At 36.4% G+C, this 24,877-nt stretch carries 23 protein-coding genes and 1 pseudogene; 19 read left to right on the forward strand and 5 right to left on the reverse strand.

Going from position 1 to position 24,877, the window contains the following annotated elements:
• The first annotated feature begins 51 nt into the window (after positions 1-51).
• Both ABH957_RS22925 and ABH957_RS22930 read left to right on the forward strand, forming a co-directional pair.
• Positions 52-609, forward strand: coding sequence for an RNA polymerase sigma factor (locus tag ABH957_RS22925; protein WP_002167092.1), 558 nt, complete (start codon positions 52-54; stop codon positions 607-609).
• Positions 575-1,976, forward strand: a pseudogene (locus ABH957_RS22930) (anti-sigma factor). The gene ABH957_RS22925 and the pseudogene ABH957_RS22930 overlap by 35 nt, the downstream one beginning before the upstream one ends.
• A gap of 52 nt (positions 1,977-2,028) precedes the next feature.
• On the opposite strand, the gene ABH957_RS22935 reads toward ABH957_RS22930, so the two are convergent.
• Entirely contained in the window at positions 2,029-3,012 is a 984-nt protein-coding gene (locus ABH957_RS22935; protein ID WP_404512268.1) for a helix-turn-helix transcriptional regulator, read from the reverse strand.
• A 65-nt stretch (positions 3,013-3,077) separates the two neighbouring features.
• On the opposite strand from ABH957_RS22935, the gene ABH957_RS22940 reads away from it, so the two are divergent.
• Complete coding sequence (locus tag ABH957_RS22940; protein ID WP_404512270.1) at positions 3,078-3,602, forward strand: dihydrofolate reductase family protein; 525 nt, start codon at positions 3,078-3,080, stop codon at positions 3,600-3,602.
• Between the two features lie 38 nt (positions 3,603-3,640).
• On the opposite strand, the gene ABH957_RS22945 is transcribed toward ABH957_RS22940, so the two are convergent.
• A complete protein-coding gene (locus ABH957_RS22945) occupies positions 3,641-5,011 on the reverse strand; it encodes a sensor histidine kinase (RefSeq protein ID WP_404457174.1) in 1,371 nt (456 codons plus the stop codon).
• Between the two features lie 11 nt (positions 5,012-5,022).
• The gene (locus ABH957_RS22950) at positions 5,023-5,700 is read right to left on the reverse strand and encodes a response regulator transcription factor (RefSeq protein WP_002029819.1); all 678 of its coding nucleotides are present in this window, start codon (positions 5,698-5,700) and stop codon (positions 5,023-5,025) included.
• A gap of 174 nt (positions 5,701-5,874) precedes the next feature.
• Here ABH957_RS22950 and ABH957_RS22955 point away from each other — a divergent pair, with 174 nt between their 5' ends.
• The 4 genes from ABH957_RS22955 (at position 5,875) to ABH957_RS22970 (ending at position 9,546) form a co-directional block, all read left to right on the forward strand.
• Complete coding sequence (locus ABH957_RS22955) at positions 5,875-7,122, forward strand: cell wall-binding repeat-containing protein (RefSeq protein WP_113937908.1); 1,248 nt, start codon at positions 5,875-5,877, stop codon at positions 7,120-7,122.
• Positions 7,123-7,278: 156 nt separating this feature from the next.
• The gene (locus tag ABH957_RS22960) at positions 7,279-8,730 is read left to right on the forward strand and encodes a SulP family inorganic anion transporter (protein WP_404491754.1); all 1,452 of its coding nucleotides are present in this window, start codon (positions 7,279-7,281) and stop codon (positions 8,728-8,730) included.
• A gap of 65 nt (positions 8,731-8,795) precedes the next feature.
• Positions 8,796-9,218 (forward strand): universal stress protein, encoded by a 423-nt coding sequence (locus ABH957_RS22965; RefSeq protein WP_404457179.1) that lies wholly within the window; start codon positions 8,796-8,798, stop codon positions 9,216-9,218.
• A 211-nt stretch (positions 9,219-9,429) separates the two neighbouring features.
• Positions 9,430-9,546: a DUF4027 family protein gene (locus tag ABH957_RS22970; protein WP_002125236.1), complete on the forward strand. Its 117-nt coding sequence runs from the start codon at positions 9,430-9,432 to the stop codon at positions 9,544-9,546.
• 130 nt (positions 9,547-9,676) lie between these two features.
• Here ABH957_RS22970 and glpT read toward each other — a convergent pair whose 3' ends face one another.
• On the reverse strand, positions 9,677-11,026 hold the full coding sequence (gene glpT / locus ABH957_RS22975) for a glycerol-3-phosphate transporter (protein WP_404449012.1): 1,350 nt from the start codon (positions 11,024-11,026) through the stop codon (positions 9,677-9,679).
• A gap of 271 nt (positions 11,027-11,297) precedes the next feature.
• On the opposite strand from glpT, the gene ABH957_RS22980 reads away from it, so the two are divergent.
• From ABH957_RS22980 to ABH957_RS23035, 12 genes are all read left to right on the forward strand, one after another.
• Positions 11,298-11,765, forward strand: a complete 468-nt coding sequence (locus tag ABH957_RS22980) for a MarR family winged helix-turn-helix transcriptional regulator (protein WP_002029807.1) — start codon at positions 11,298-11,300, stop codon at positions 11,763-11,765.
• A gap of 19 nt (positions 11,766-11,784) precedes the next feature.
• Positions 11,785-13,398: an MDR family MFS transporter gene (locus ABH957_RS22985; RefSeq protein WP_113937911.1), complete on the forward strand. Its 1,614-nt coding sequence runs from the start codon at positions 11,785-11,787 to the stop codon at positions 13,396-13,398.
• A gap of 138 nt (positions 13,399-13,536) precedes the next feature.
• Positions 13,537-14,508, forward strand: a complete 972-nt coding sequence (rbsR, locus tag ABH957_RS22990; RefSeq protein WP_113937912.1) for a ribose operon transcriptional repressor RbsR — start codon at positions 13,537-13,539, stop codon at positions 14,506-14,508.
• A 13-nt stretch (positions 14,509-14,521) separates the two neighbouring features.
• Complete coding sequence (gene rbsK / locus ABH957_RS22995) at positions 14,522-15,418, forward strand: ribokinase (RefSeq protein WP_113937913.1); 897 nt, start codon at positions 14,522-14,524, stop codon at positions 15,416-15,418.
• Complete coding sequence (gene rbsD, locus ABH957_RS23000) at positions 15,415-15,810, forward strand: D-ribose pyranase (protein WP_113937914.1); 396 nt, start codon at positions 15,415-15,417, stop codon at positions 15,808-15,810. Before rbsK ends, rbsD begins: the two co-directional genes overlap by 4 nt.
• Positions 15,811-15,828: 18 nt before the next feature.
• Positions 15,829-17,313 carry a ribose ABC transporter ATP-binding protein RbsA gene (rbsA, locus tag ABH957_RS23005; RefSeq protein WP_113937946.1) on the forward strand — a complete coding sequence of 495 codons (1,485 nt, stop codon included), beginning with the start codon at positions 15,829-15,831 and terminating at the stop codon, positions 17,311-17,313.
• A gap of 3 nt (positions 17,314-17,316) precedes the next feature.
• Positions 17,317-18,252 (forward strand): ABC transporter permease subunit, encoded by a 936-nt coding sequence (locus tag ABH957_RS23010; RefSeq protein WP_404512272.1) that lies wholly within the window; start codon positions 17,317-17,319, stop codon positions 18,250-18,252.
• A gap of 14 nt (positions 18,253-18,266) precedes the next feature.
• Positions 18,267-19,190 (forward strand): ribose ABC transporter substrate-binding protein RbsB, encoded by a 924-nt coding sequence (rbsB, locus tag ABH957_RS23015; RefSeq protein ID WP_002125255.1) that lies wholly within the window; start codon positions 18,267-18,269, stop codon positions 19,188-19,190.
• A gap of 38 nt (positions 19,191-19,228) precedes the next feature.
• A complete protein-coding gene (gene fsa, locus ABH957_RS23020; protein WP_000667669.1) occupies positions 19,229-19,876 on the forward strand; it encodes a fructose-6-phosphate aldolase in 648 nt (215 codons plus the stop codon).
• Between the two features lie 298 nt (positions 19,877-20,174).
• Positions 20,175-22,568 (forward strand): M6 family metalloprotease immune inhibitor InhA2, encoded by a 2,394-nt coding sequence (gene inhA2 / locus ABH957_RS23025; protein WP_404457183.1) that lies wholly within the window; start codon positions 20,175-20,177, stop codon positions 22,566-22,568.
• A gap of 330 nt (positions 22,569-22,898) precedes the next feature.
• Complete coding sequence (locus tag ABH957_RS23030) at positions 22,899-23,240, forward strand: hypothetical protein (RefSeq protein WP_002029794.1); 342 nt, start codon at positions 22,899-22,901, stop codon at positions 23,238-23,240.
• A gap of 35 nt (positions 23,241-23,275) precedes the next feature.
• Entirely contained in the window at positions 23,276-23,605 is a 330-nt protein-coding gene (locus ABH957_RS23035; RefSeq protein WP_404449001.1) for a hypothetical protein, read from the forward strand.
• A gap of 18 nt (positions 23,606-23,623) precedes the next feature.
• On the opposite strand, the gene ABH957_RS23040 is transcribed toward ABH957_RS23035, so the two are convergent.
• The gene (locus ABH957_RS23040; protein WP_404457185.1) at positions 23,624-24,778 is read right to left on the reverse strand and encodes an MFS transporter; all 1,155 of its coding nucleotides are present in this window, start codon (positions 24,776-24,778) and stop codon (positions 23,624-23,626) included.
• Between the last annotated feature and the right edge of the window lie 99 nt (positions 24,779-24,877).

Here is a 24,877-nt window from a genome sequence, read left to right on the forward strand (position 1 = left end):
TGTCACAAAGTATATCGCTCATTCGTTATATAGAATGAGAGGAGGAATTATATGAAAGTTACAAACAAAGATTACGAAAAGATGGAAGAGCTATATGAGTTGTACGAACAAAAAATTTATTATGTAGCTTATTCTATTTTAAATAATATTCAGCAGGCTGAAGATGCGGTTCAAGAGACGTTTATTACTCTTTATAAGAACTTGGAAAAGCTCGATAGCTTGAGCACAGAAGAGCTTAAACGATACATTTTGAGGGTCGCGAAAAACAAGGCGATTGATAGTTACCGGAAAAATAAACGACATGAAACATTTTTAGAAGAATATGAAAGAGAATCAATAGAAGCAGTAGATGAAAATATTGAAGAGTGGGAAAAACGTAAAATGTCTGAGGTTCAAATTGATACATTGCTAACAGAATTAAGTGAATCTAACAGACAGGTGTTTAAGTATAAAGTCTTCTATAACTTAACGTATCAAGAGATTTCAAGTGTTATGGGAATAACCGAGGCTAATGCCCGCAAGCAGTTTGAACGCGCTCGAAAACGAGTCCAAAATATTATAGGAGGTATACAACATGACGAATTCAAAGAACTCCAAAAAAATATATGAACTTGCTGAAAAAATTGCTTTAGATGATTTTGATAAACTCGAAGAACAACATGAATTTTCACATACATATACGCGCAAAAAGAAATTGTTTATGGAGGAAATGAAGCTGAAAGATGGAAAACCACAGACAAAGCGAAAAAGACATCGCATGTTAATCGCTGCTGCCTGCTTATTGATTGGCATGCCGACAACAGTTTTTGGTGCAGTGAAAGTCTACAATATGATTGTTCAAAAACAAAATTACGAAGTAAATGTTTCAGTAACGAATAAGGAATCGAAAAATATTGATAAGTGGTATAAGTTGAAGGTTGGTAAATTACCAGAAAATATGGAAGCAATTGATGACTCGGCTATGAAATATTCATTTAAAGATAACGACGCAATGGGGGGATTTTCATTCGCTCTTTGGAGAGTGGGGGGAAATGCGGACTTTCAAACTTTATATTCAAAAAGCTATGAAGAAAAAGAGATAAATGGCAGGAAAGCAGTAATTGTTCATAAAGAAACTGGAAACAACAATGTAATGTTTGATAGGAAGGTCTTTCTCTTTTTTGAGAAAGAAGGGATTATGTTAGAAAGTTTTATTGGATCAGATGTAAATGAAGAACAAATGATGGATGTGTTAGGGAACATTTCACTTGAGCCTACGTCAAAAGAAAAGGCAGCACATATAACAGATTATGATAAAAAGTATTTTAGTGAAGCGGATGAGCCTAAAAAAACTAAGGTGATTCCCTTGAAAAAAGATAGTAAACGACTATTTCACATAGGACAAAAGGTTCCAGTAACGATATCTATGGATAACAGCCAAATTGAATATGTGATAGAAAAAGTTGAAGTTTTTGATTTGATTAAAGATTTTAAACAAGAGAACTTTAATGAACTTGGCTTAGGGATATTAAGCAAGAAGAAGGCTTTAGATCAGACGGGATGTATATAAATTAGGGAATGGTAAAGATTCAATTGATACATTAGTAGATTCGAAATTAGTTAATGTTAAATTTGTCTACTTGACAACAACAGTGAAAAATATAGGTAAACAGGTGACAGAAGAAATCTATATGCATCCATCTATAAAACAGCTTAAATTTGAAGGGAATGCATGGAACTACGCTAAAGAAGAGGGAATGGACGCAACGCGTATTATGACGGGCGAAGTTGATTACTTGGAACCTCACGGAGACGGGAAAAGCTTTTATAATATTGGTAGTATTACACCAGGACAAACGGTAAAGGTTAATTTAGGTTATTTTGTAGATGAGGATAAACTAGATTCAATCTTTTTGGATGCTTTCAATTACAGAGGGATTGGTGACACTGAAAATATGAATTCGAAAAATCGTTGGTGGTTTGATATTCGTCAATAATAAAATAATAGGAACAACGGGACTAAAAAGCTGCTTATATTTAGCAGCTTTTTCAGTCTTCATACATATGTAAAACTTCTTTCGCACGTATACGTAAACCATCTATTAATTCTCTCGGTTCTAAAACTTGCGCATCTTTTCCAAGCCGATAAAATAGGGGCGTAATAAAATTAATTTCACCTTTATCAATTGTTGAATTTATATATCCTGCCCCATCTTCGTTTACTACAACGAATTCTTCAAGGTAAGGAACGCTTTTGCATTGGCGCACACCCTCTGTCGTTAGTAAAATATGTAACCGAGTAGGAATGTTTATTACGTTAGAGTTAGAGGCGAACCATTCTTCTAAATTCATAAACTTATCTTTATTTTCTTCGGTCGATAATATGGAAAGAATACGATCCACGCGATACAGTAATACTTTGTTTCGACTATAGTCATAGGATGGCAAATACCATAAACCGTCGTGAGCATATACACCGATAGGATGAACATGTTTTGTTTTAATCCCCGATTTAGACTCGTATTGAAAGTGTAAGTTTTTATTTTCAATAGCCGCTGTTAATACTTCGTTTAAAAAAGTTGTCTCAATTGTTCTTTTCGGATTCCAAAAAGCGATATAAGAACGTATTTTATCAACTTTAGCTTTCGCATCATTTTGTAGAGAGCTATACAGTTTATGAGTAACAGAATTGATTTCTGTATTAAAAGGCAAGTTACGGTAGTAGCTTAAAGATTGGAAAGCAAAAAAGATGGAGACCGCTTCTTCTTCGGTAAATAAAATGGGGGGAAGCATGCTGTTTGTTAATACTTTATATCCCCCGTTGCGACCTTGTTCAGCGTAAATGGGTAACCCCATATCACTTAAATCTAAAATATATCTATGGACCGTACGAACGGAAATATTAAATTCATCAGCTATTTCTTGAGCTGTAAATGTTTTTTTCGTAGAAGCAAATATAAGAATGTCTAGTAAACGTTTTGCTTTTGACAAGGATATCACCTTTTTCTTTTTTAACATGACATAAGTTGTCATGTTTTATGGTTAGTATAGTGCTTATAAGATGATTTTATCAATAGAAGCTGTAAGGAGGAAAAGATATGTCACGTGAAATTGTTTTATTTATTGCAGCGAGCTTAGATGGATTTATCGCGAAAGAAGATGATGATTTAGAGTGGTTAATGGAAACAGAAGGTGAGGGAGACAACGGTTATACAGAAATGTACGAAACAATTGATACGATAATTATGGGAAAGAGAACGTACGATTATGTGGTAGAGCATACGGAAACATTCCCGTACCTAGATAAAAAATGTTATGTTTTTTCTAATTCAGAAAAAGGTTCAAACGAACATGTAGAGTTTGTAAATGAAGATGTATTAGAGTTTACAAAAAGGTTGAAAGAGCAGGAAGGATCTAAAATATGGATGGTCGGTGGAGGGAGTCTACTGAGAGGATTTTTTAAGAATAATTTAATTGATGAATATGTTGTTACGATTACACCTCACATATTAGGTTCTGGAGTTCCGTTATTTAAAGAAAAGGACCCGGAAATTCATTTAACTTTAACGGATACGAAACGTTTTGGCCAATTCGTAAATTTATATTATAAAGTAAAGTCCTAAAGGATAAGAAAACACGACTATTGATGATAGTCGTGTTTCTATATAGATGGCAATGAAATTGTAAAGCAAGATCCGTGATCAATTTCACTTGTGACAGTAATATTCCCGCCGTGTAGTTCTACGATTTCTTTTACGATGGAGAGCCCTAAACCAGTGCCTCCTGTAGCTCTAGAGCGCGCTTTATCAACACGGTAAAAGCGATTGAAAATGTGAGGGAGGTCTTCAGGGGGAATACCTTCTCCCTTGTCCTTAATTTTGATGGAAATATGTTTATGTTCTTCTGTAACAGAAATATTAATATGAGAATGTTCTTTTGAATGTCTATACGCGTTATTTAAAATGTTAGCCATAACTTGTTCAAAGCGTTGCTCATCTAGCTTTACTAAGAGTGAGGAAGGACATGTGAAAACAACTTTAATTTGTTTTTCTCCGTACATCACATTTATTTTTTCAGTGATGCGAGTAAGGAAGGTGTGTAAATACACTTCCTGTACTTGAATGAAAAAGTTATGCTTTTCCATTTGAGCGAGTGAAAATAAATCTTGAACTAAGTTTGTAATATAATCAGACTCGTCTTTTATAATGGATAAGTATCGTAAACGTTGCTCTGGGGGTGTGTTTTCTTTTAATGCAATGTCAGCATAACCTCTTACGTACGTTAATGGTGTTCGTAATTCGTGAGCAACACTTGCTAGAAATTCACTTCGCTCTGTTTTCATATAATGTAAATCATTTGCGAGAGTTTGGATAGATTGTGCTAGTTCACCAATTTCGTCATTTCGAGTAGTTGTTAATGAAACGGATAAATCGCCCTTACTCATTTTTTCAGTCGCTTGTTTCATGTGTAACAATGGTTTTGTTAACAAACGTGATAATAGAAAAATGGTGATGGCTGTTAATAGGAAAGTAATGACTCCAGCGATAATGAATTGCCGTGTGAGCCCGTTAACCATTTCTTCGATTGATTCCGTCCCGAGAAACATATATACATAGCCTTCCGTTTTTCCTGCCACTACAATTGGGCTAACTGTACATATATAATTAGATGTTTTCCAATGATTCTCTATAATTGCTCCATCATGATCTGTTCGTGTTTGCATTCCTTCAATATGTTTTTTTATAGTAGTATTTATTTCATTGGATTTAGCTAGTATTTCCTTATTTGCATTTGTAATAATAACAGTTGTTTCAGCTTCGGATTCCATTAAAGCAACATGGGAGATTGTTTGCCTGTCAAAATATTTTTCAAGGACATCTCGGTGACTATTTCCACGCTTTAATAAAGCAGTCATTTCTTCATTCACTCTATTGTTTACAAGGCTATAATAGAGCAAGACAAATAGAACACTTTCGATTAAAAGTGTAACAATTAGAAAATAAAATCCGAGTTGAATAGAAATTCGCTTCATCGTTTTGCTCCTTAGTTTTCAATATCAATCCATCGATATCCTACTCCGTAAACAGTTTTTAAATGGTGATCAATGGGGAAATTTACTTTTCGTAATTTATCACGTAAATTACGAATATGTGAATCGACTGTTCTATCTTCTGTATTTGTATTTAATCCCCAAATTCGTTCAATGAGCTGATCACGGCTTAATACGTAGTTCACATGACGTAAAAATAATCCGAGTAAAGAGAATTCGATTGGGGTGAGAAGAAGTTCTTCATTATGGACAGAAATGAAATGCTTGGCCTCATCCCATAAAATGCCGTGATATTGGATTTGTGCATGTTGATTGGTTCGGCGTAAAACAGCTTCAATTCTTGCGAAGAGCTCCTCTTCGTGGAATGGTTTCGTCACGTAATCATCTGCTCCAAGTTTTAACCCTTGAACGACATCTACCGTTTGATCACGAGCAGTTACCATAATGATAGGAACGTTACTAAATGATCGAATTCTTTTGCAAGTTTCCCACCCATCCATCTTTGGCATCATAATATCGAGTAAAACAAATTTGAAGTTTCGATTTTCTATATGTGAAATAGCTTCTTCTCCGGATACTGCACATACGCAGTTATATCCGATTGGAGTAAGATAAAGCGTTAATAATTCAAGCATTCTCGGTTCATCATCTACGAGTAGTATATCGATCATAGAGTACCTCCGCATTTGTAGTTATTACTTAAATTGTAAGTCAAAATCATGAAGAAATGGTGCAGATTATAATGCATCTGCATAATTTCTTCAGAATTGCTTGTTATTGTAAAGTTGAAATTCCATTTTAGGTAATAATATTGGCTCGAAAACGAATAATACGGAGGCGATATAGTGAAAAAGATGATCCGAATTTTGGGGATAACAATAATTGCAGCAGTCGGTCTTGCGGCATGCGGACAAACGAGTACAGATCATAAAAATCATGAATCTACAGAAGAGAAGAAAACAGAGCAAAAGGAAATGAAAATGAATCAGGAGGTAACTGCGCCGAAAGAAATGAATCAAGGTGCATCGAATGATTTATTAACGACAAGTTTAAAAAATGTAACGAGATTAAATACAAATGATCCTCTGCAAATGGCAGTATTAACTTCGCAAACGATATGGCCAGCAACGCATAAAGAGAATCAGCCAGGCGCTATTATTTTAGTGCCAGTGAACGAGTGGCAATTAGGTATTGCAAGTGCGGATCTTATTCATCACCCGAATAACGGACCGATTTTATTTATAGAAAAAGAAAAGGTACCCGAAATGACGTTAAAAGAAATAAAACGATTAAATCCGCTCGGAACGAAAGATGGAACGCAAATTATGGTGATGGGGGATATAGGGGCATCTAGCCTAGAGCAATTAAAAGAATATAAAGTAAAGCAAATAAAAGAAACGGACCCAGCTAAATTTGCTAAAGATGTTGATAAAGAATATGCCGATATAACAGGGAATTATCCAAATAGCGTTATTATCGGTTCGTCTGAAGAAGAAGGACGTTTATATACAACACCAGCTGTAAATTGGATTTCTCATATGCCAGAACCTCTTCTATATACTGAAAAAAATAAAGTGCCAGAAGCGACAATAGAGGCATTAAAGATGAGAAAAGATAAAGCAAATATATATGTGTTAGGACCAGAAAAAATCGTTTCGAAAGAAGTAGAAAAAGAGTTAAATAAATACGGAAAAGTGACCCGTATTAGTGGGGAGACTCCAACAGAAAATTCGGTTGCATTTGCGAAATTTAAAGATGAAAAAACGAAATTTGGCTGGGGATTCACAAAACCAGGTCACGGTTTGTCATTTGTTTCAAGCAAAACACCAGACTTAGCAATTGCGGGAGCACCGTTTTCACATATGGGTAAACATGCCCCTGTTGTTTTGCTTGAGGAAGGAAAAGCTTCACAACCAGTTTATGACTTCCTTGCTACTATTCAGCCGAAGTTTAAAGATGATCCAACACTTGGACCATATAACCATGGTTTCCTATTAGGAAGTAGTAGTGATATTTCATTTGAAACACAAGGTATATTGGATGAGAGGTTAGAAATTGTTCAGGAAAGTGGTCAAGGTCACGGTGGACATTAATGAAATGAGAAAAGACGCTGCTAAGGTAGCGTCTTTTCTTTAGGAAACTTTTACATAGCACAACATCCTTTGCTCGTTATATAATAGCCTTCGTGCAGTCGGCCCTGATTTTCTTATGGAGAAAATCAAATGATAAAAGAGTAGAGGAGTGTTACTTTGTTTCAAACTATAAAAAATGAATGGTTCTCAAATATGAGAGGGGACGTGCTATCGGGGGTTGTTGTTGCTTTAGCATTAATTCCTGAAGCGATAGCTTTTTCTGTTATTGCAGGTGTAGATCCGACCGTTGGGTTATACGCCGCTTTTTGTATTGCGGTTACAATTTCGTTTGTCGGCGGAAGACCAGGGATGATCTCGGCGGCAACGGGTGCGATGGCGTTATTAATGGTCACTCTTGTAAAGGATCATGGTTTGCAATATTTATTTGCTACGACAATATTAACAGGTATTGTTCAAATTATTTTCGGAGTGTTCAAACTTAGCTCATTTATGAAGTTTGTTCCTAAATCTGTTATGAGTGGTTTTTTAAACGCACTTGGAATTTTAGTTTTTACAGCACAACTGCCACATTTTAAAAATGTAACTTGGCAAATGTATGCACTTGTCGCATTAGGACTTGCAATTATATATTTATTTCCACGTATTACGACGGCTGTTCCGTCTACACTTATTTCAATTATTATTGTGACAAGCATTGCACTTATGAGCGGATTACAGTTAAAAACAGTAGGGGATATGGGAAGCTTACCGAAAGAATTACCGTTCTTTAGTATTCCTGATGTTCCATTTACACTTGAGACATTAGCAATTATTTTACCGTATTCAGTTATGCTAGCGGTTATAGGTTTACTAGAGTCATTATTAACGGCGTCGGTTTTAGACGATATGACACATACGGAAAGTAATAAGCATAAAGAGGCACGTGGACAAGGGATTGCGAACGTTGTTGCTGGTTTCTTCGGAGGAATGGCAGGATGTGCAATGATTGGACAATCTGTTATTAACATTAAATCAGGTGGTCGCGGGAGATTATCGACGTTTGTAGCCGGTGGTTTTTTAATCGTATTGCTATTTGTTTTAGGTGATTACGTTGTTCATATTCCGATGGCAGCTTTAGTTGCAGTTATGATTATGGTTTCGATTGGGACGTTTGATTGGAACTCTGTAGCGACGATTCATAAAGTACCAAAAGGAAACGCATTTGTTATGATCGTAACAGTTGTGATTGTCCTAATTACACATAATTTAGGATTAGGTGTAATTATCGGAACGATAATTAGTGCAGTTTTATTTGCATTCAATATGGCAAAGATTCACGTGAAACATTTGTATATTGAAAATAAGAAAATATACGAAATTCACGGCCAACTATTCTTCGCATCTACGGCAGAGTATATAAATGCTTTTTCATACAATGAAGATGTGAAAGAAATTGAGATGAACTTTACTAACGCACACGTATGGGATGATTCAGCAGTAGCGGCAATTGATAAAGTTATAATGAAGTATGAACAGAACGGTGTGAAAGTAAGGATCACAGGGTTAAATGAACGTAGCTCGAAGCTCGTTGCGAATTTAGCTACTTATAATAAGAGAATTGCTAGTTAGAAGCCTCCTTTTTAGGGGGCTTTATTATATAATACGGGTAGGATAACGAAAAGGGGATTCAGCATATGTACAAACAAATTTTATTAGCATGCGATGGTTCTGAACATGCACTTCGAGCAGCCGAGCATGCAACATATATTGCGAAATTTAACGAAGAAACACATGTTGAAGTTGTGTACGTAGTAGATAATAGAACGGCAAAGTCAGATATTATACAAGGACAAACGGATTTAGAAACAATATCAGCTAGTCGAAAAGGTAAATTAAAAGAGATTGAGGGTTTATTAAAGAAAGAGAACATTTCCTACAAAATTACGATTCTACATGGCGATCCAGGAGATACGATTGTTCAATATGTAAATACAGGAGATATAGATCTTATTATTGCTGGGAGTAGAGGGCTAAATACACTGCAAGAGATGGTGCTTGGTAGTGTAAGTCATAAAATAGCAAAGCGTGTGAAATGCCCGGTTATGATTATAAAATAAAGTGAGATATTCTGTAGTGTAAGCAGGACCTTGATATAATTCGAGGTCTTTTTTGATGTATTAAGAGGGAGAATGTGGACAGAATATATATAAGTTTAAAAAAATGTTAACTTACAAATTTGTAAGTTACCTGTCAGCGAAATCGATGTTATGAAATTTTCCCCATTGATACAATAAGAATATCAATGGGGATATAGGGAGGATGGAAGGTATGAAATCATTTCAAAATTTGTCTTATAGCCAAGGGGTAAGTTTAATTTGTTTAGGTGGATTTGCTGGATCTGTTATGTTAGCTGTTTTAATAAAGATGTTTCAGCAAATGTTTTAATCGCATGAATAGAAGGGAAATGATTAATATAAATAGCAAGAGAAGAACGATAAATAAAAAATAGCTCTTAGCATTTACTTACATGCTAAGAGCTATTTTTATGTTTATTTTTCTACACATTATATTTTGTTTAAACTTCTTTTGATTTAGCAGATCCTGTATTTAAAGTAAGAGCAAGGAAGAACATTGCAAGCACACAAGAAGCAAGGAGCAAAATGAATCCGCCGTTCCATCCGAATCCATCTACAATAAAGCCCATAGCTGCGCTAGCAAAAGTAGCTCCCCCTAGGTAACCGAAGAACCCAGTTAACCCAGCGGCAGTTCCAGCAGCTTTTTTGGGTGCTAAGTCAAGCGCGTGAAGACCAATTAGCATAACAGGTCCGTAAATTAAAAATCCAATGGAAACAAGTGCGATACTATCAATGATTGGATGCCCAGCAGGATTTAGCCAGTAAACAAGAACGGCAATGAATACACCGACCATAAATAGAATGCCAGCAGGTGCGCGGCGCCCTTTAAATAGTTTATCACTCATCCATCCGCAAAGAAGTGTACCTGGAATACCAGCCCATTCGTATAGAGCATAAGCTGTACGTGAGCTACTGTGAGTAAAGCTTTTTTCTTCTACTAAATAAGTAGGAGCCCAGTCTACAACGCCGTAACGAACGAAATAAACAAAGACATTAGCGATAGCGATGTACCATAAAAACTTATTGTTTAATATGTATGTAAATAAAATTTCCTTTACCGAAAGTTCGCGTTCACGGTCCGCTACTTTTTCATCTGATGGATATTCCCCAGTATGTTCTTCAATAGAAGGTAATCCGCAAGATTGAGGTGTATCTCTCATCGTAATTAATACATAAATCCCCACCAAAATTGAAAGAATACCTGGGAAGTAAAATATACTTTTCCAGTCATTTGCAAAGAAATATAAGCCTAATGTAACGAGAGAAGGCATAAGCGCGCCGCCGACATTATGAGCGACGTTCCAAATAGACATTTTTGTACCACGTTCACTAATGGAGAACCAGTGAACCATCGTACGACCACAAGGAGGCCATCCCATACCTTGTACCCATCCATTTAAAAACTGAAGTACAAACATAAGTATAATGCTCGTTGTAATGAAAGAAAATGAGCCGAAAATAATATTAATGATACCGGATAAAAATAGCCCAGCTGCTAAAAAGTAGCGAGGATTACAACGATCGGATACGATACCCATAAGAAATTTACTTAATCCGTAAGCGATAGATACTGCTGAAAGGATAACCCCAAGTTCCCCTTTACTAAAGCCTTGTTCGATTAAGTATGGCATTGCGAGTGAAAAGTTTTTTCGAACAAAGTAGTAACCCGCATAACCGATGAAGATGCCTAAGAATACTTGCAAACGCAATTTGCGGTATTCGCTATCAGTGCGATCAGCTGGTAAGCGTTCTGCGTGGGGCGCAGGTTTAAATAATTGTGTGAAAAACATAAAATGAAAATCCTCCCCTAATTAATTGGAAGCGTTTTAAGACAGAGAGAATACAAAAAGGCTATGAAATATAAAAAAGTTCCCTTCTTTATGATTCATAGCCATATACTCCGATTCTCCGTGACTGTCAATATTAACTTCGACGAAAATTATACAACTTTGTGACAAGAATGTAAACGTTTTTATAAAGAAAGTTGTTGACGTATTTTGTTTGTGGGATTAATATTTAAATACGTTAAATATTTTATTGCTTAAATAAGAGGTGGATAACATGCCAAATGATATGACTCATATTGATAAGATTCAAGCTCTTACATTCGCTATAGGAAAGAAAATGCAAACAGAGCTATTAGAACAAATGCAAGCATCAGGACTTACACCACCGCAGTTTTATATTTTAAAGATTTTAGATCATTACGGAGCTTCAAGAGCGACACAATTGGCGGAGAAAATGTACGTGAAACCGAGCGCGATTACAGTAATGACTGATCGTTTAATTGATCATGGGTTAGTAGAGCGCTATCACGACGATAATGATCGCCGCGTTGTTGTCATTGAGCTAACGAAGAAGGGGAAAGCTACAGTAGAAGAAGCGATGGCGGCTCGTAATGAGCATATTGCAAAATACTTCTCACACTTAGAATTACAAGAGAGGGAAGATTTGTTGCGCCTCTTTGAAAAGCTAGAAACAATTATTTGCGGGAAACCAGAGAAAAAAGAGAAAAAAGAGAAAAACTAAGAGGAATTGAGGAGATTACATGGAGCAACAAGAAAATCAGAATAGAAAGTTGTTGTTAATCGGTTTAGTAATCGCAATGCTATTTGCTGCATTGGACGGAACAATCGTTGGTACAGCAATGCCGCGTATCGTCGGTGAACTAGGTGGATTAAGTTTAATGACATGGTTAACAACAGCTTATATGTTAACATCAACAACGGTTGTACCGATTGCAGGTAAATTAGCGGATTTACTTGGGCGTCGTAACGTATATATAGCAGGATTAATTATCTTTATGGTTGGTTCAGCGTTATGTGGTATGGCCAACGGTATGACAGAATTAATTATTTTCCGTGGTATTCAAGGTCTTGGTGGCGGTATTATGATGCCAATGGCTATGATTATTATCGGAGATATGTTCACGGGAAAAGAACGTGCTAAATGGCAAGGGATTTTTGGTGCTTTATACGGTCTTGCTTCTGTAATTGGACCACAAGTTGGTGGTTGGATTGTAGACGCAGTGAACTGGAGATGGGTATTCTATATTAACTTACCAGTTGGTATTTTAGCGACAATCTTTATTGCAATGGGATTAAAAGCACATAAACAAACAGGACCAATTAAAATTGATATCGCTGGAATCTTCACGATGATTCTCGGTGTTGTAAGTTTATTACTTGCGTTAACGTTTGGCGGGAAAGATTATGCATGGGGTTCTTGGCAAATTATCGGGTTATTTGCACTAGCTGCCATTGGTATTGTTAGCTTTATTATCGTTGAAACGAAGGCTGAAGAACCAATTTTACCGATGCACTTCTTTAAAAACCGCACATTTACACTACTGAATGCGATCGGTTTCTTTATGAGTATCGGAATGTTTGGAGCAATTATGTTCGTACCGTTCTTTATGCAAGGAATTGTAGGCGTAAGTGCTGCTGAATCAGGAACGATTATGACACCGATGATGATTACAATGATCGTTATGAGTATTATTGGTGGTCAGCTTGTATTAAAAATTGGTGTGAAACCACAAATTATTACAGGGATGCTTATTATGGCTAGTGGTTTCTGGTTATTAACAACGATGGATATGCACACAACTAAGCTTACCGCTACTTCTTATATGATGGTTATCGGTTTAGGAATGGGTCTTGTTATGCCGATATTAACATTAGCATTACAAGAAAGCTTCCCGAAAAAAGATCTTGGCGTTGTAACATCATCAAGTCAATTCTTCCGTCAAATCGGTGGAACGTTTGGGATTACAATTTTAGGATCAATTATGAATAACACTTCAGGCACAACGTTAACAAATAAATTAGTACCTGTATTAGACACATTCCCAAAAGAAGCGGGACAAATGGTAACAAAATTTAAAGATATGATTCATACCGATCCACAAAGTTTATATTCTATGCTATTTAGTCCAGAGGCATTAAAACAAATGCCAGAAGCATTTTCTAATAGCATCGTACCAATTTTGAAAAGCTCTTTAGTGGACTCACTTCATACTGTATTCTTAACAGGATTGGTATTTATCGTAGTAGGTGCTATCTTTACGATTTTCTTACAGAAAATTAAACTGTCTGATCGTAAAAAAGGTGCTGAAGAGCCTGCTGTAGAAGAAAAGGAAAAAACTGTATCATATTCGTAATAAAAAAGCATCGCCATAAGGCGATGCTTTTTTTGAGTATAACCTTAAAAGCTTTTTAGTTAGAAATGATTGACGTATTTTTATAAATGCGTTATATTATTTTCTGTAAACGGTTACATGAAGTGAGGAGAAAAGAGAATGAGTACGATTAAAGACGTTGCAAAATTAGCAGGGGTATCTGTTGCGACCGTTTCCAGAGTGTTAAATAAAAATGGATATGTTCATGAGGATACATTAAAAAAAGTAGAGCGAGCAATTGAAATGCTAGATTATAAACCTAGTACAGTAGCGCGTTCTTTATATAATAAAAAGTCTCGTTTAATTGGCTTAGTTGTTCCAAATATCGTGAATCCATTCTTTCCGGAAGTTGCACGTGCTGTAGAAGATGTAGCACATAAGCAAGGTTACACAGTTGTACTTTGTAACTCTGATGAAAATTTAGAAAAAGAGAAGCAATACATTGATGTGCTTAGACAAAATAATGTGGACGGATTTATTGTAGCAACGAATCCACAAAATAGTGTTAATTACATGAATTTGTCTATTCCAGTTGTTGCGATTGACCGTATGTTTAATGAGCGCATTCCTACTGTATATGCAGATAACTATGCAGGGAGCCAGGCGGCGACAAAGTTATTAATAGACAAAGGGTGTAAACATATTGCACATATTCGCGGACCGCGTGATGTGAGCACAGCTAATGAACGTTTTGAAGGTTTTGTAGACGTTATTACGCAAAATAATCTTTCTTATATGATTGCAGAGAGTACATTCGATCCAGCTAATAGTGAACAGGTCGCGGTGGAATTATTAGAAGAATATCCGCATATTGATGGAATTGTTGCTGGGAATGATTTAATTGCAATCGGCGTTGTAAAGGCTGCACTTCAAAAGGGAATTTCTATTCCAGACGATTTACAAATTATTGGATTCGATGGGATTTCTTTAACTGAAATGATGTATCCATCTATTACGACTGTTGCACAGCCAATTTATGAAATGGGGAAAATTGCAACAGAATTGTTGTTAGAGCAGATGGAAGGAAATCCATTAGAAGAGAAACATTATCGTTTACCGATTGAAATTATAGAACGAAATACAACGAAGTAAGGAGATGAGACAGATGCCAAATATTGCAGTAGTAGGTAGCATTTCAATGGACTTAGTGGCTGTTTCAAAAATACGGCCGAAAGCAGGAGAAACAGTAATTGGTGAAGCGTTTCATACGATACCAGGAGGAAAAGGGGCCAACCAAGCAGTTGCTGCAGCTAGATTAGGAGCAAATGTAGCGATGGTTGGTGCAGTAGGAAATGATGATTACGGAACAGTAGTTAGAAAAAATTTGGAGAACGAACGCATTTTTATCGACTATGTGGTACCGGTTACAGATAGGACGACAGGAATCGCTCATATCGTTTTAGCAGAAGAGGATAACAGTATTGTTGTCGTACAAGGAGCAAATGCTCTTGTAAATGAGTCGATTGTAGATCGTTCAAAAGACCTTCTTGTAAAAGCAGATATGGTTGTTCTTCAACTAGAGATTCCGCTTGAAACAGTAAAATACGTTCTAGCTATTTGTGAGGAGCATAAAATTCCAGTTATGTTGAATCCAGCTCCAGCACAATTTTTATCAGAAGATATTTTAGAAAAAGCGACTTATATTACGCCGAATGAACATGAATGTCGCATCGTATTAAATGATTTCACATCACCAATTGAAGAGTTACTGGCTAAATATCCAAATAAGCTATTGATGACAGAAGGGTCTAATGGTGTTCGTTTCCATAATGGAACGGAAGTTGTTCAAGTTCCAAGTATTGCTGTAGATGTAGTAGATACGACTGGAGCTGGTGATACATTTAACGGTGCGTTAGCAGTTGCGCTTTCTGAAGGAGAAACACTTCAAAAGGCTATTCGTTTTGCTAATATTGCTGGTGGTCTTTCTGTAACGAAACTTGGGGCACAGGGCGGTATGCCGACGAGAGATAGAGTACGTGAAGTGCAGGTGATTGTTGGATGAAAAAACACGGTGTATTAAATAGTGAAATCGCGGCAGTCCTTGCTTCACTTGGGCATACAGATACGATTGTAATCGCAGACTGCGGGTTGCCGATTCCTGATGGAGTAAAACGAATTGATTTAGCAGTTGAAATTGGAAAGCCTAGCTTTTTAGACGTATTACAAGTAGTTGCTGATGATATGGCAATTGAAAAAGTGACGCTGGCAGAAGAAGTCATTATGAATAATGACGTGGTAAATAAAGAAGTTGAGATGCGTTTAATAGAGCCAGCATTTGAATATGTGTCTCATAAGGAATTTAAAGAGCATACAAAGAGAGCGAAGGCGATTATTCGTACAGGAGAAGCAACGCCTTATGCGAATGTTATTTTACATGCAGGCGTGATTTTTTAATAGAGGGATGTGATGAGAATGCATATTGAAATGAAGAACATTTCAAAAGCGTTCAGTGGTAATCCTGTTCTAAAAAACGCACAGTTTATGATTGAAACAGGAGAAGTCCATGCATTGATGGGGGAAAATGGAGCGGGGAAATCGACGCTCATGAAGATTTTAACAGGTGTATATAAAAAAGACAGTGGAACAGTCATGATTGATGGGAAAGAACGAACTTTTAAAAATGCGAAAGAAGCTGAAGAGTATGGTATTGCATTTATCCATCAAGAGTTGAACATATTACCGAATTTAACGGTAGCTGAAAATATGTTTCTTGGAAAAGAGTTAATGTATGGGAAAACGGGCATTTTACGTACGCGTCAAATGAATGCGATTGCCCAGCAACAATTAGCAGATCTTGGTCTACATGTGAGAGGTGCTATGCTAGCAGGTGAATTATCAGTTGGACAACAGCAAATTATTGAAATTGCTAAAGCATTAATGACAAAGGCGAGCGTTATTATTATGGATGAACCTACAGCAGCATTAACAGATCGCGAAATTGAAACGCTGTTTATTGTTATTAATAAATTACGTAAAGAGGGCGTTTCATTCGTTTATATTTCACACCGGATGGAAGAAATTTTTTCAATATGTGATGCCATTACGATTTTGCGTGATGGAGAATATGTAGGGAAGAGATTAATTCCAGAAACATCATTTGATGAAGTAGTTAGCATGATGGTGGGGCGCAGTATTGGTCAACGTTATCCAGAGCGAAATAGTCAAATTGGCGAAGTGATTTTTGAAATGCGTAACGGAACGAAAAAGGGGAAATTTGAAAATGTTTCGTTTCAAGTTAGAAAAGGTGAAATCCTTGGTGTTGCGGGCTTGATGGGAGCTGGTCGCACGGATATTATGAAAGCAATATTTGGATATGAACCGCTCGATTCAGGAAAAATTTTCATGAATGGACAAGAAGTAAAAATTGATAGTCCAATTGATGCGATTAGACAACAAATTGCCTTTATTACAGAGGATAGAAAATCTGAAGGGCTTGTGTTAGATTTTTCGATTCGTGAAAATTTAGCTTTACCAAATTTAGAAAGTCTTTCAAAGGGAAGCGTTGTTAATAAAGCTTTAGAACAGCAATTTACAGAGGATATGATGAAGCTTCTTAATGTGAAAGCAGCAAACGGAGAGCAAGCTGTAAAATCTCTTTCTGGTGGAAATCAGCAAAAGATTGTAATTGCAAAATGGCTAGGGATTCATCCGCAGTTACTCATTTTAGATGAGCCAACGAGAGGTGTAGATGTTGGGGCTAAAAAGGAAATTTACTCTATTATGAATAAGCTTACTGAGCAGGGTGATGCCGTTATTATGGTATCGTCTGAGCTTCCAGAAGTTTTAGGAATGAGTGATCGTGTTCTCGTTATTCATGAAGGGAAAATCGGCGGTATTTTAGAGAAAGATCAGGCATCGCAAGAGTCTATTATGGCACTAGCTACAGGGGGAGAGTAAGATATGGCTAAGAAGGGGAATGTATTACAACAACTTGGTTCTTTAATTGGGTTAGTATTAATTATCGTGGTAATTACAGCTTTAAATCCAGCATTTATTGAAATTCCAAATTTATTTAATATACTGCGCCAAGTATCGATTAATGCACTCATTGCATTTGGAATGACCTTCGTTATTTTAACAGGGGGTATTGACTTATCGGTAGGTTCTATTTTAGCATTATCAAGTGCACTTGTTGCCGGAATGATGGCAAGTGGCATGGATCCGTTCCTTGCAATGGTAGTTGGATTATTAGCAGGTCTTGCAATGGGGATTGTAAACGGTATTATTATTGCGAAGGGAAAAGTAGCTCCGTTTATTGCAACTTTAGCAACAATGACTATTTTTCGCGGGTTGACGCTTGTTTATATGGACGGACGTCCGATCACCGGTCTTGGTGATCATTTAATGTTCCAAATGTTTGGCCGTGGTTATTTCCTTGGTATTCCTGTGCCAGCCGTTACAATGATGATCGCTTTTGCAGTACTGTACTTTATTTTAAAGAAAACAACGTTTGGTCGCCGTACGTTTGCGATTGGTGGAAATGAAGAAGCGGCAGCTTTATCAGGTATTAATGTTACGAGAATTAAAGTAATGATTTACGGTCTTTCCGGAATTTTGGTAGCGCTTGCAGGTATTGTCTTAACATCAAGGTTAGATTCTGCACAGCCGACTGCTGGTACTTCTTACGAATTGGATGCAATTGCTGCAGTTGTGTTAGGAGGAACGAGTCTTTCAGGTGGAAGAGGATGGATTGTTGGTACATTCATCGGTGTGCTTATTATTGGTGTACTAAATAACGGTTTAAATTTATTAGGTGTATCTTCTTTCTTCCAACAAGTTGTAAAAGGACTTGTAATCTTACTAGCTGTACTAATTGATCGTCGAAAAGAAGCGTAATGGAGGGGCAATTCATGAAAAAATGGTTACTGATACTCGTTGCATGCATCATGGTAGTTACTGCTGGTTGTTCAATGGAACCACCAGAATGGGCAAAGGATTCTAGCGATAAAGGTCGAAATAAAACTATTAAAGTTGGATTTTCTGTTTCAACTTTAAATAATCCATTTTTCGTCACGTTGAAAAAAGGTGCAGAAAAGAAGGCAAAAGATAGCGGCATTGAATTAATTGCTGTTGATGCACAAAATGATGCGGCGAAGCAAACAAATGATGTTGAAGATTTAATTCAAAAAGGTGTCGATGTAATTGTTATTAATCCAACCGATTCAGATGCTGTTGCTTCAGCGGTAAGTGCAGCTAATGCAGCCAATGTTCCTGTTATTACAGTAGACCGGGTTGCGAATTCAGGTAAAGTTGTTTCTCATATTGCTTCCAACAATATAGAAGGTGGTCAAATGGCTAGTGATTACATTCGGGAGTTAGTTGGTGAAGGAACAAATGTTGCTGAGTTAGAAGGAATCCCTGGATCGTCTGCTGCTCGTGAGCGTGGGAAAGGATTCCATAACGTAGCTGATAAGTCTTTAAAAGTAGTAGCAAAACAAGCAGCTGATTTCGATCGTGCAAAAGGATTATCCGTTATGGAAAATATTTTGCAAGCAAATAGCGATATAAAAGCAGTGTTTGCTCATAACGATGAAATGGCATTAGGCGCAATTGAGGCATTGAAATCTGCTGGTAAAACAGATGTGGTTGTTGTTGGATTTGATGCAACAGATGATGCTGTAAAAGCGGTTAAAGATGGGCGTATGGCAGCAACAGTCGCTCAAAAACCAGAATTAATCGGAGAGAAGGCGATGGAAACAGCGAAAGAGATAACACAAGGTAAAAAAGTGGACAAATTTATTCCGATTGAATTAGAGCTTATTAAGAAAAAATAAATAAATATAAAATGAAAATTAGGAAGGAAGAATAACAAATGAAATTTTTTATTGATACAGCAAACATTAACGAAATTAAAGAGGCAAATGCATTAGGTGTAGTAGCTGGAGTAACGACAAATCCATCCCTTGTAGCAAAAGAAGGCGTAGATTTCCATGAGCGTATTCGTGAAATTTGCAGCTTTATTGAAGGACCTGTAAGCGCAGAAGTAATTAGCTTAGAAGCTGATAAAATGATTGAAGAAGGAAAAGAGTTAGCAAAAATCGCTCCAAACGTTGTTGTAAAAGTTCCAATGACAACAGAAGGCTTAAAAGCAGTAAAAGCATTCTCAGATTTAGGAATTCGTACAAACGTTACATTAGTATTCTCAGCAGTGCAAGCATTACTTGCAGCTCGCGCTGGTGCGACATACGTTTCACCGTTCTTAGGTCGCCTAGATGATATCGGTCATAACGGTATGGACTTAATTCGCCAAATCGCAGAAATCTTTGCAATTCACGGCATTGAAACAGAAATCATTGCAGCATCTGTCCGTCACAGTGTTCATGTAACAGAAGCAGCATTAAACGGTTCACATATTGCAACAATCCCAGCAAACGTAATCGCTTCATTAGTGAAGCATCCATTAACAGATCAAGGAATTGAGAAATTCTTAGCTGATTGGGAAAAAACACAAGAGAAATAATACGAAATGGAGAACCCAAGTTTAATTAACTTGGGTTCTTTTTTTGTTTGAAAGAATTTTCATGCAATTGTGCATATTGTCTTTTAAATTTTTAATATAAGCTATTTAATATATACAAATCACTCTTTATTTTTCACATTTCGACATAAAAAGATAGAGGGTCTGACCAGAAAACTGGAGGGCATGATTCTATAACAGAAAGCTTATTTCTTATAGAATCATGTCTTTTATTATACAAGGGAGGATAGATTACATATTTTTATCTGAAGTTTAAGATTGATACAAGGGGATGATTAAAATGAGAAAAAAAGCGCCATTTAAAGTGTTGTCATCATTAACGATCGCAACACTCATCGGATGCTCAGCTGTAATGAGTGCTCCGTTAGCATATGCAGAAACGTCAGCAAAAGAAGGTGTGTCTACAACGCCAATTGATCATAACTTAATTCAAGAAGATCGTTTAGCGGAAGCGCTGAAAGAAAGAGGAACAATTAATCCAGCATCGTCTAAAGAAGAGACAAAAAAGGCCGTAGAGCAATATATTGAAAAGAAGCAAGGGGATCAGGCAAATAAAGAAATTCTTCCAGCGGATACTGCTAAAGAGGCATCTGATTTCGTGAAAAAAGTAAAAGAGAAGAAAATGGAGGAAAAGGAGAAAGTAAAGAAACCTGAAAAAAATGTGAGTCCTGAGCAAAAGCCAGAACCAAATAAAAAACAACTGAATGGACAAGTCCCAACTTCTAAAGCAAAGCAAGCGCCGTATAAAGGGTCTGTTCGAACTGATAAAGTATTAGTATTACTCGTTGAATTTAGTGATTATAAACATAATAATATTGATCAAACACCAGGATATATGTATTCGAATGACTTTAGTAGAGAGCATTATCAAAAAATGTTATTTGGTAATGAACCGTACACATTATTTGATGGTTCGAAAGTAAAAACGTTTAAACAATATTATGAAGAGCAGTCTGGTGGTAGTTATACGACAGACGGATATGTAACGGAGTGGCTAACTGTGCCAGGAAAAGCTGCTGATTACGGTGCTGATGGTAGTAGCGGTCACGATAATAAAGGACCAAAAGGTGCGCGTGATTTAGTGAAAGAAGCATTAAAAGCTGCAGCGGATAAAGGATTAGATTTATCACAATTCGATCAGTTCGACCGTTATGATACAAATGGCGATGGCAATCTTAATGAACCGGACGGTGTAATTGATCATTTAATGGTAATTCATGCCGGTGTTGGTCAAGAAGCTGGCGGTGGTAAATTAGGAGATGATGCAATTTGGTCACATCGATCTAAATTAGCAAGGGATCCAGTAGCGATTGAAGGAACAACAGCTAAAGTACCTTATTGGGATGGAAAAGTAGCGGCTCATGATTACACAATTGAACCAGAAGACGGTGCAGTAGGTGTGTTTGCACATGAATTTGGACATGACCTTGGTTTACCAGATGAGTATGATACGAATTATACTGGAATGGGATCACCTGTCGAAGCTTGGTCATTAATGAGTGGAGGTAGCTGGACAGGAAAAATCGCAGGAACAGAGCCAACTAGTTTTTCACCACAAAATAAAGATTTCTTACAAAAGAATATGGGTGGAAACTGGGCGAAAATTTTAGAAGTAGATTACGATAAAATTAAGAGTGGTGTAGGCGTTCCTACATATATTGATCAAAGTGTTACAAAATCAAATCGTCCAGGTGTCGTACGTGTCAACTTACCAGGTAAGAGTATTGAAACAATTAAGCCTGGATTTGGAAAGCGTGCATACTATAGTACAAGAGGCGATGATATTCATACGACATTAGAAACACCATTCTTCGATTTAACAAAAGGAACAAATGCAAAATTTGATTATAAAGCGAATTATGAACTAGAAGCAGAGTGTGATTTCATCGAAGTACATGCTGTAACTGAAGATGGAACGAAAACATTAATTGATAGATTGGGAGAAAACATAGTCCAAGAAGATAAAGATACAACAGATGGAAAATGGATTGATAAATCATACGATTTAAGTCAATTTAAAGGGAAGAAAGTTAAACTACAATTCGACTATATTACAGATCCAGCTTTAACATATAAAGGTTTCGCAATGGATAATGTAAATGTAACAGTTGATGGACAAGTAGTATTTTCAGATGACGCAGAAGGACAGTCTAAAATGAAGTTAAATGGATTCGTTGTTTCTGATGGGACAGAACAGAAACCCCATTATTATTATCTAGAGTGGAGAAACTATGCTGGATCAGATAATGGATTAAAAGCGGGAAAAGGTCCGGTATATAATACAGGTCTTGTCGTTTGGTATGCAGATGATAGTTTCAAAGATAACTGGGTTGGGTTACATCCAGGTGAAGGCTTCCTTGGTGTTGTAGATTCTCATCCAGAAGCGATTGTTGGAAATTTAGGTGGGAAACCAGCATACGGTAATACTGGAATTCAAATTGCAGATGCTGCATTTTCATTTGATCAAACACCTTCATGGAGTGTAAATTCATTTACACGAGGACAGTTTAATTATACTGGATTACAAGGTGTTACAACGTTTGATGATTCAAAGGTATACAGTAATAAGCAAATTGCTGACGCAGGACGCAAAGTTCCAAACCTTGGCCTTAAATTCCAAGTTGTTGGACAAGCAGATGATAAGTCTGCAGGTGCTGTTTGGATTAGACGTTAATGCGGGATAAAATAAAAGCACATTCTTCATATGAAGAGTGTGCTCTTTTATTTGTACATTAAGTTATTATTTTAGCTTATGTAATACAAGTGTTTATCCATATGTAGTGTATCAAATTATGTGTGGAAAAGAAATATTTCCGAGGAAATTGTCGAAGTATCGTCGATATTTATTCATTTTCTTTTTTAAAAGGAGCAAGTAGTATTGCATTTATATGTAAGTTTATTTACATTGATATTTGGTTATATACAAAAGTAATATATATTAGGCAATAAAAAGAGTTCTATTTAATAGAACTCTTTTTTGATGAGTAGAAAGGAGGGGGGACAAATGAAAGAAACAATTGCATGTCCACAATGTGAAGAGAATATTACTGCACAACATATTATCGACATCCCACATCCTTTTTCATTAAGGTGTCCGCATTGTAAGGTGAAGCTGAAAGAAATGAGGATAACACCATGTTTAATATTAGCGGCAATCTGTGTTATCCCACTGTTTATTATTATTGGAGAGAGTATTAAAGAATTGCTAGTAAAACATTTTTCTATTATAGACAATGTACCAACCGTACTTATTTTCTTCTTATTTTGTTATCCGTTGTATTATTTCTATGAAAAATATAATGCCATATTATTCATTAAATATGGTTTATTGAAAGTTAAAAGTTAAAAGTTAAAAGTTGAATTGAATAGGAGATTATCATTATGTTGTGGAAAATTTATTTGGTAATTGTAGCGATATTAGCTATTACTTCGCTAGTGAGAGGGATGTTTCAAACACCGATTCAAAAGTTTGATTTTGTAGTGTCTATTATTACATGGATAGGACTATTTGGATTTGTTTTTGATGTACAAATATTGAAGCCGATCGTTTGGCAATGCATCTTCGTATTTAGCATCATTTGGACTTTAACTGCAGTTTTTGTTTTACGATTATATGAAGAGAAAGATGAGCCATTACCTTTTGTATTTAAATTAATTGGCATTATCCCAACTTTTCCGTTATATTACGGATTATATCAATATGCATTTTAAAAAAAGACAATGATGGAATTAACCCATCATTGTCTTTTTTACTTTGCTTCTTACAAAAATCATTCCAGCAAATGTTAACAAGAATGCAGTTCCGATAACGAAGCTGACGCTAGGCGATGCCCCGATTGCTCCGACTGTAAAGGAGCCAGCAACAACTCCTAACGAGAAGAATGCATAAAACAATCCGAATGCTTTCCCTCGGTTACTATCTGTTGTATTTTCAACAAGTAAAGCATTAATTGCTGGGAAGAGGATAGCGAATCCAATTCCATAAATTATCATAACGATAAAGAGCATGCCTTTTGTTGCAAATAATCCGAGTAAAGATAACGCTAGTGCCATTACTGCAATCCCGATTAGCATTAGTTTGGAACGATTAAATCGATCGTAAATGCGATTTGTTGGCAGTAAGAAGAAGAGGATAGCGGTAATTCCGAATACACTTAACATCATGCCTGTTGTAGATGCTTTAAGTGCTAATGCCTCAACTTTTACTGGTAACATATAAGTGACAATCCCTTGTGAAAACATTAGTGTGAAAGCACCAATATATGCTTGTAATAACGGTTCTGATTTCAATAGTTCAATCATATCTTCTTTGTTCATCATTTGTGTTCTTGATGTATCTTTTCTTGATACGTTATTTGGTAAGAAGAATAGAGATACGATTGTACCAAGGACCATTAAAATAGAAATAGTAATGAACACCCACTCTATACCAGCTGTTGCTTTCATAATGCCGCTGAAAGCAGGTCCTACGATTGCAGCTGTTCCAACAGCGGCACCAGATAGAGCCATTGCTTTACCTTGCCTTGCTGAATTCGTTTGCTTTGATAAAAACGTAAAGGCAGCAGGAATTAAAAATCCGTCACTAAAACCGTGTATAAAGCGCACAACTAATAGTTGTTCACCACTTTGAACAACGGTGTATAACAAGACTATGAAACTCGTAATTCCCATGCTTATATAAAGGATTTTTTTTGCACCAAATTTATCGACAGCGGCTCCAGCGATAATATTACCGATCATATTAGCGAATGAGTACATACCGATAACTAGCCCGATAACAAGAGGGGTTCCTCCAAGACTTTGAGCGAAAGTACTCATAATAGGTAATTGTGAAAATGTATCTAAAAACGCTACGATAACAATAAAGTAAATAAAATATTTCAAGCGATATTCACCTCTCCTATGCTATTATGGCATAATGCTAATTTCAACCGCAATGAAATTAGCATTAACAGATGTGGAAAAAAGTACAAAGTGACAAAA

This window comes from Bacillus sp. RC242, assembly GCF_044908245.1.
GTDB classification, from domain to species: Bacteria; Bacillota; Bacilli; order Bacillales; family Bacillaceae_G; genus Bacillus_A; species Bacillus_A mycoides.

Bases quoted from the DNA above. Each gene is read 5' to 3' on its own strand.
- ABH957_RS22985 (WP_113937911.1), top strand. From the start codon at position 11,785: ATGGAGCAACAAGAAAATCAGAATAGAAAGTTGTTGTTAATCGGTTTA.
- rbsA (WP_113937946.1), top strand. From the start codon at position 15,829: ATGCATATTGAAATGAAGAACATTTCAAAAGCGTTCAGTGGTAATCCT.
- ABH957_RS23030 (WP_002029794.1), top strand. From the start codon at position 22,899: ATGAAAGAAACAATTGCATGTCCACAATGTGAAGAGAATATTACTGCA.
- ABH957_RS22940 (WP_404512270.1), top strand. From the start codon at position 3,078: ATGTCACGTGAAATTGTTTTATTTATTGCAGCGAGCTTAGATGGATTT.
- ABH957_RS23035 (WP_404449001.1), top strand. From the start codon at position 23,276: ATGTTGTGGAAAATTTATTTGGTAATTGTAGCGATATTAGCTATTACT.
- ABH957_RS22970 (WP_002125236.1), top strand. From the start codon at position 9,430: ATGAAATCATTTCAAAATTTGTCTTATAGCCAAGGGGTAAGTTTAATT.
- ABH957_RS22950 (WP_002029819.1), bottom strand. From the start codon at position 5,700: ATGATCGATATACTACTCGTAGATGATGAACCGAGAATGCTTGAATTA.
- rbsD (WP_113937914.1), top strand. From the start codon at position 15,415: ATGAAAAAACACGGTGTATTAAATAGTGAAATCGCGGCAGTCCTTGCT.
- rbsB (WP_002125255.1), top strand. From the start codon at position 18,267: ATGAAAAAATGGTTACTGATACTCGTTGCATGCATCATGGTAGTTACT.
- ABH957_RS22925 (WP_002167092.1), top strand. From the start codon at position 52: ATGAAAGTTACAAACAAAGATTACGAAAAGATGGAAGAGCTATATGAG.
- inhA2 (WP_404457183.1), top strand. From the start codon at position 20,175: ATGAGAAAAAAAGCGCCATTTAAAGTGTTGTCATCATTAACGATCGCA.
- ABH957_RS23010 (WP_404512272.1), top strand. From the start codon at position 17,317: ATGGCTAAGAAGGGGAATGTATTACAACAACTTGGTTCTTTAATTGGG.
- glpT (WP_404449012.1), bottom strand. From the start codon at position 11,026: ATGTTTTTCACACAATTATTTAAACCTGCGCCCCACGCAGAACGCTTA.
- rbsR (WP_113937912.1), top strand. From the start codon at position 13,537: ATGAGTACGATTAAAGACGTTGCAAAATTAGCAGGGGTATCTGTTGCG.
- ABH957_RS22945 (WP_404457174.1), bottom strand. From the start codon at position 5,011: ATGAAGCGAATTTCTATTCAACTCGGATTTTATTTTCTAATTGTTACA.
- fsa (WP_000667669.1), top strand. From the start codon at position 19,229: ATGAAATTTTTTATTGATACAGCAAACATTAACGAAATTAAAGAGGCA.
- ABH957_RS22980 (WP_002029807.1), top strand. From the start codon at position 11,298: ATGCCAAATGATATGACTCATATTGATAAGATTCAAGCTCTTACATTC.
- ABH957_RS22935 (WP_404512268.1), bottom strand. From the start codon at position 3,012: ATGACAACTTATGTCATGTTAAAAAAGAAAAAGGTGATATCCTTGTCA.
- ABH957_RS22965 (WP_404457179.1), top strand. From the start codon at position 8,796: ATGTACAAACAAATTTTATTAGCATGCGATGGTTCTGAACATGCACTT.
- rbsK (WP_113937913.1), top strand. From the start codon at position 14,522: ATGCCAAATATTGCAGTAGTAGGTAGCATTTCAATGGACTTAGTGGCT.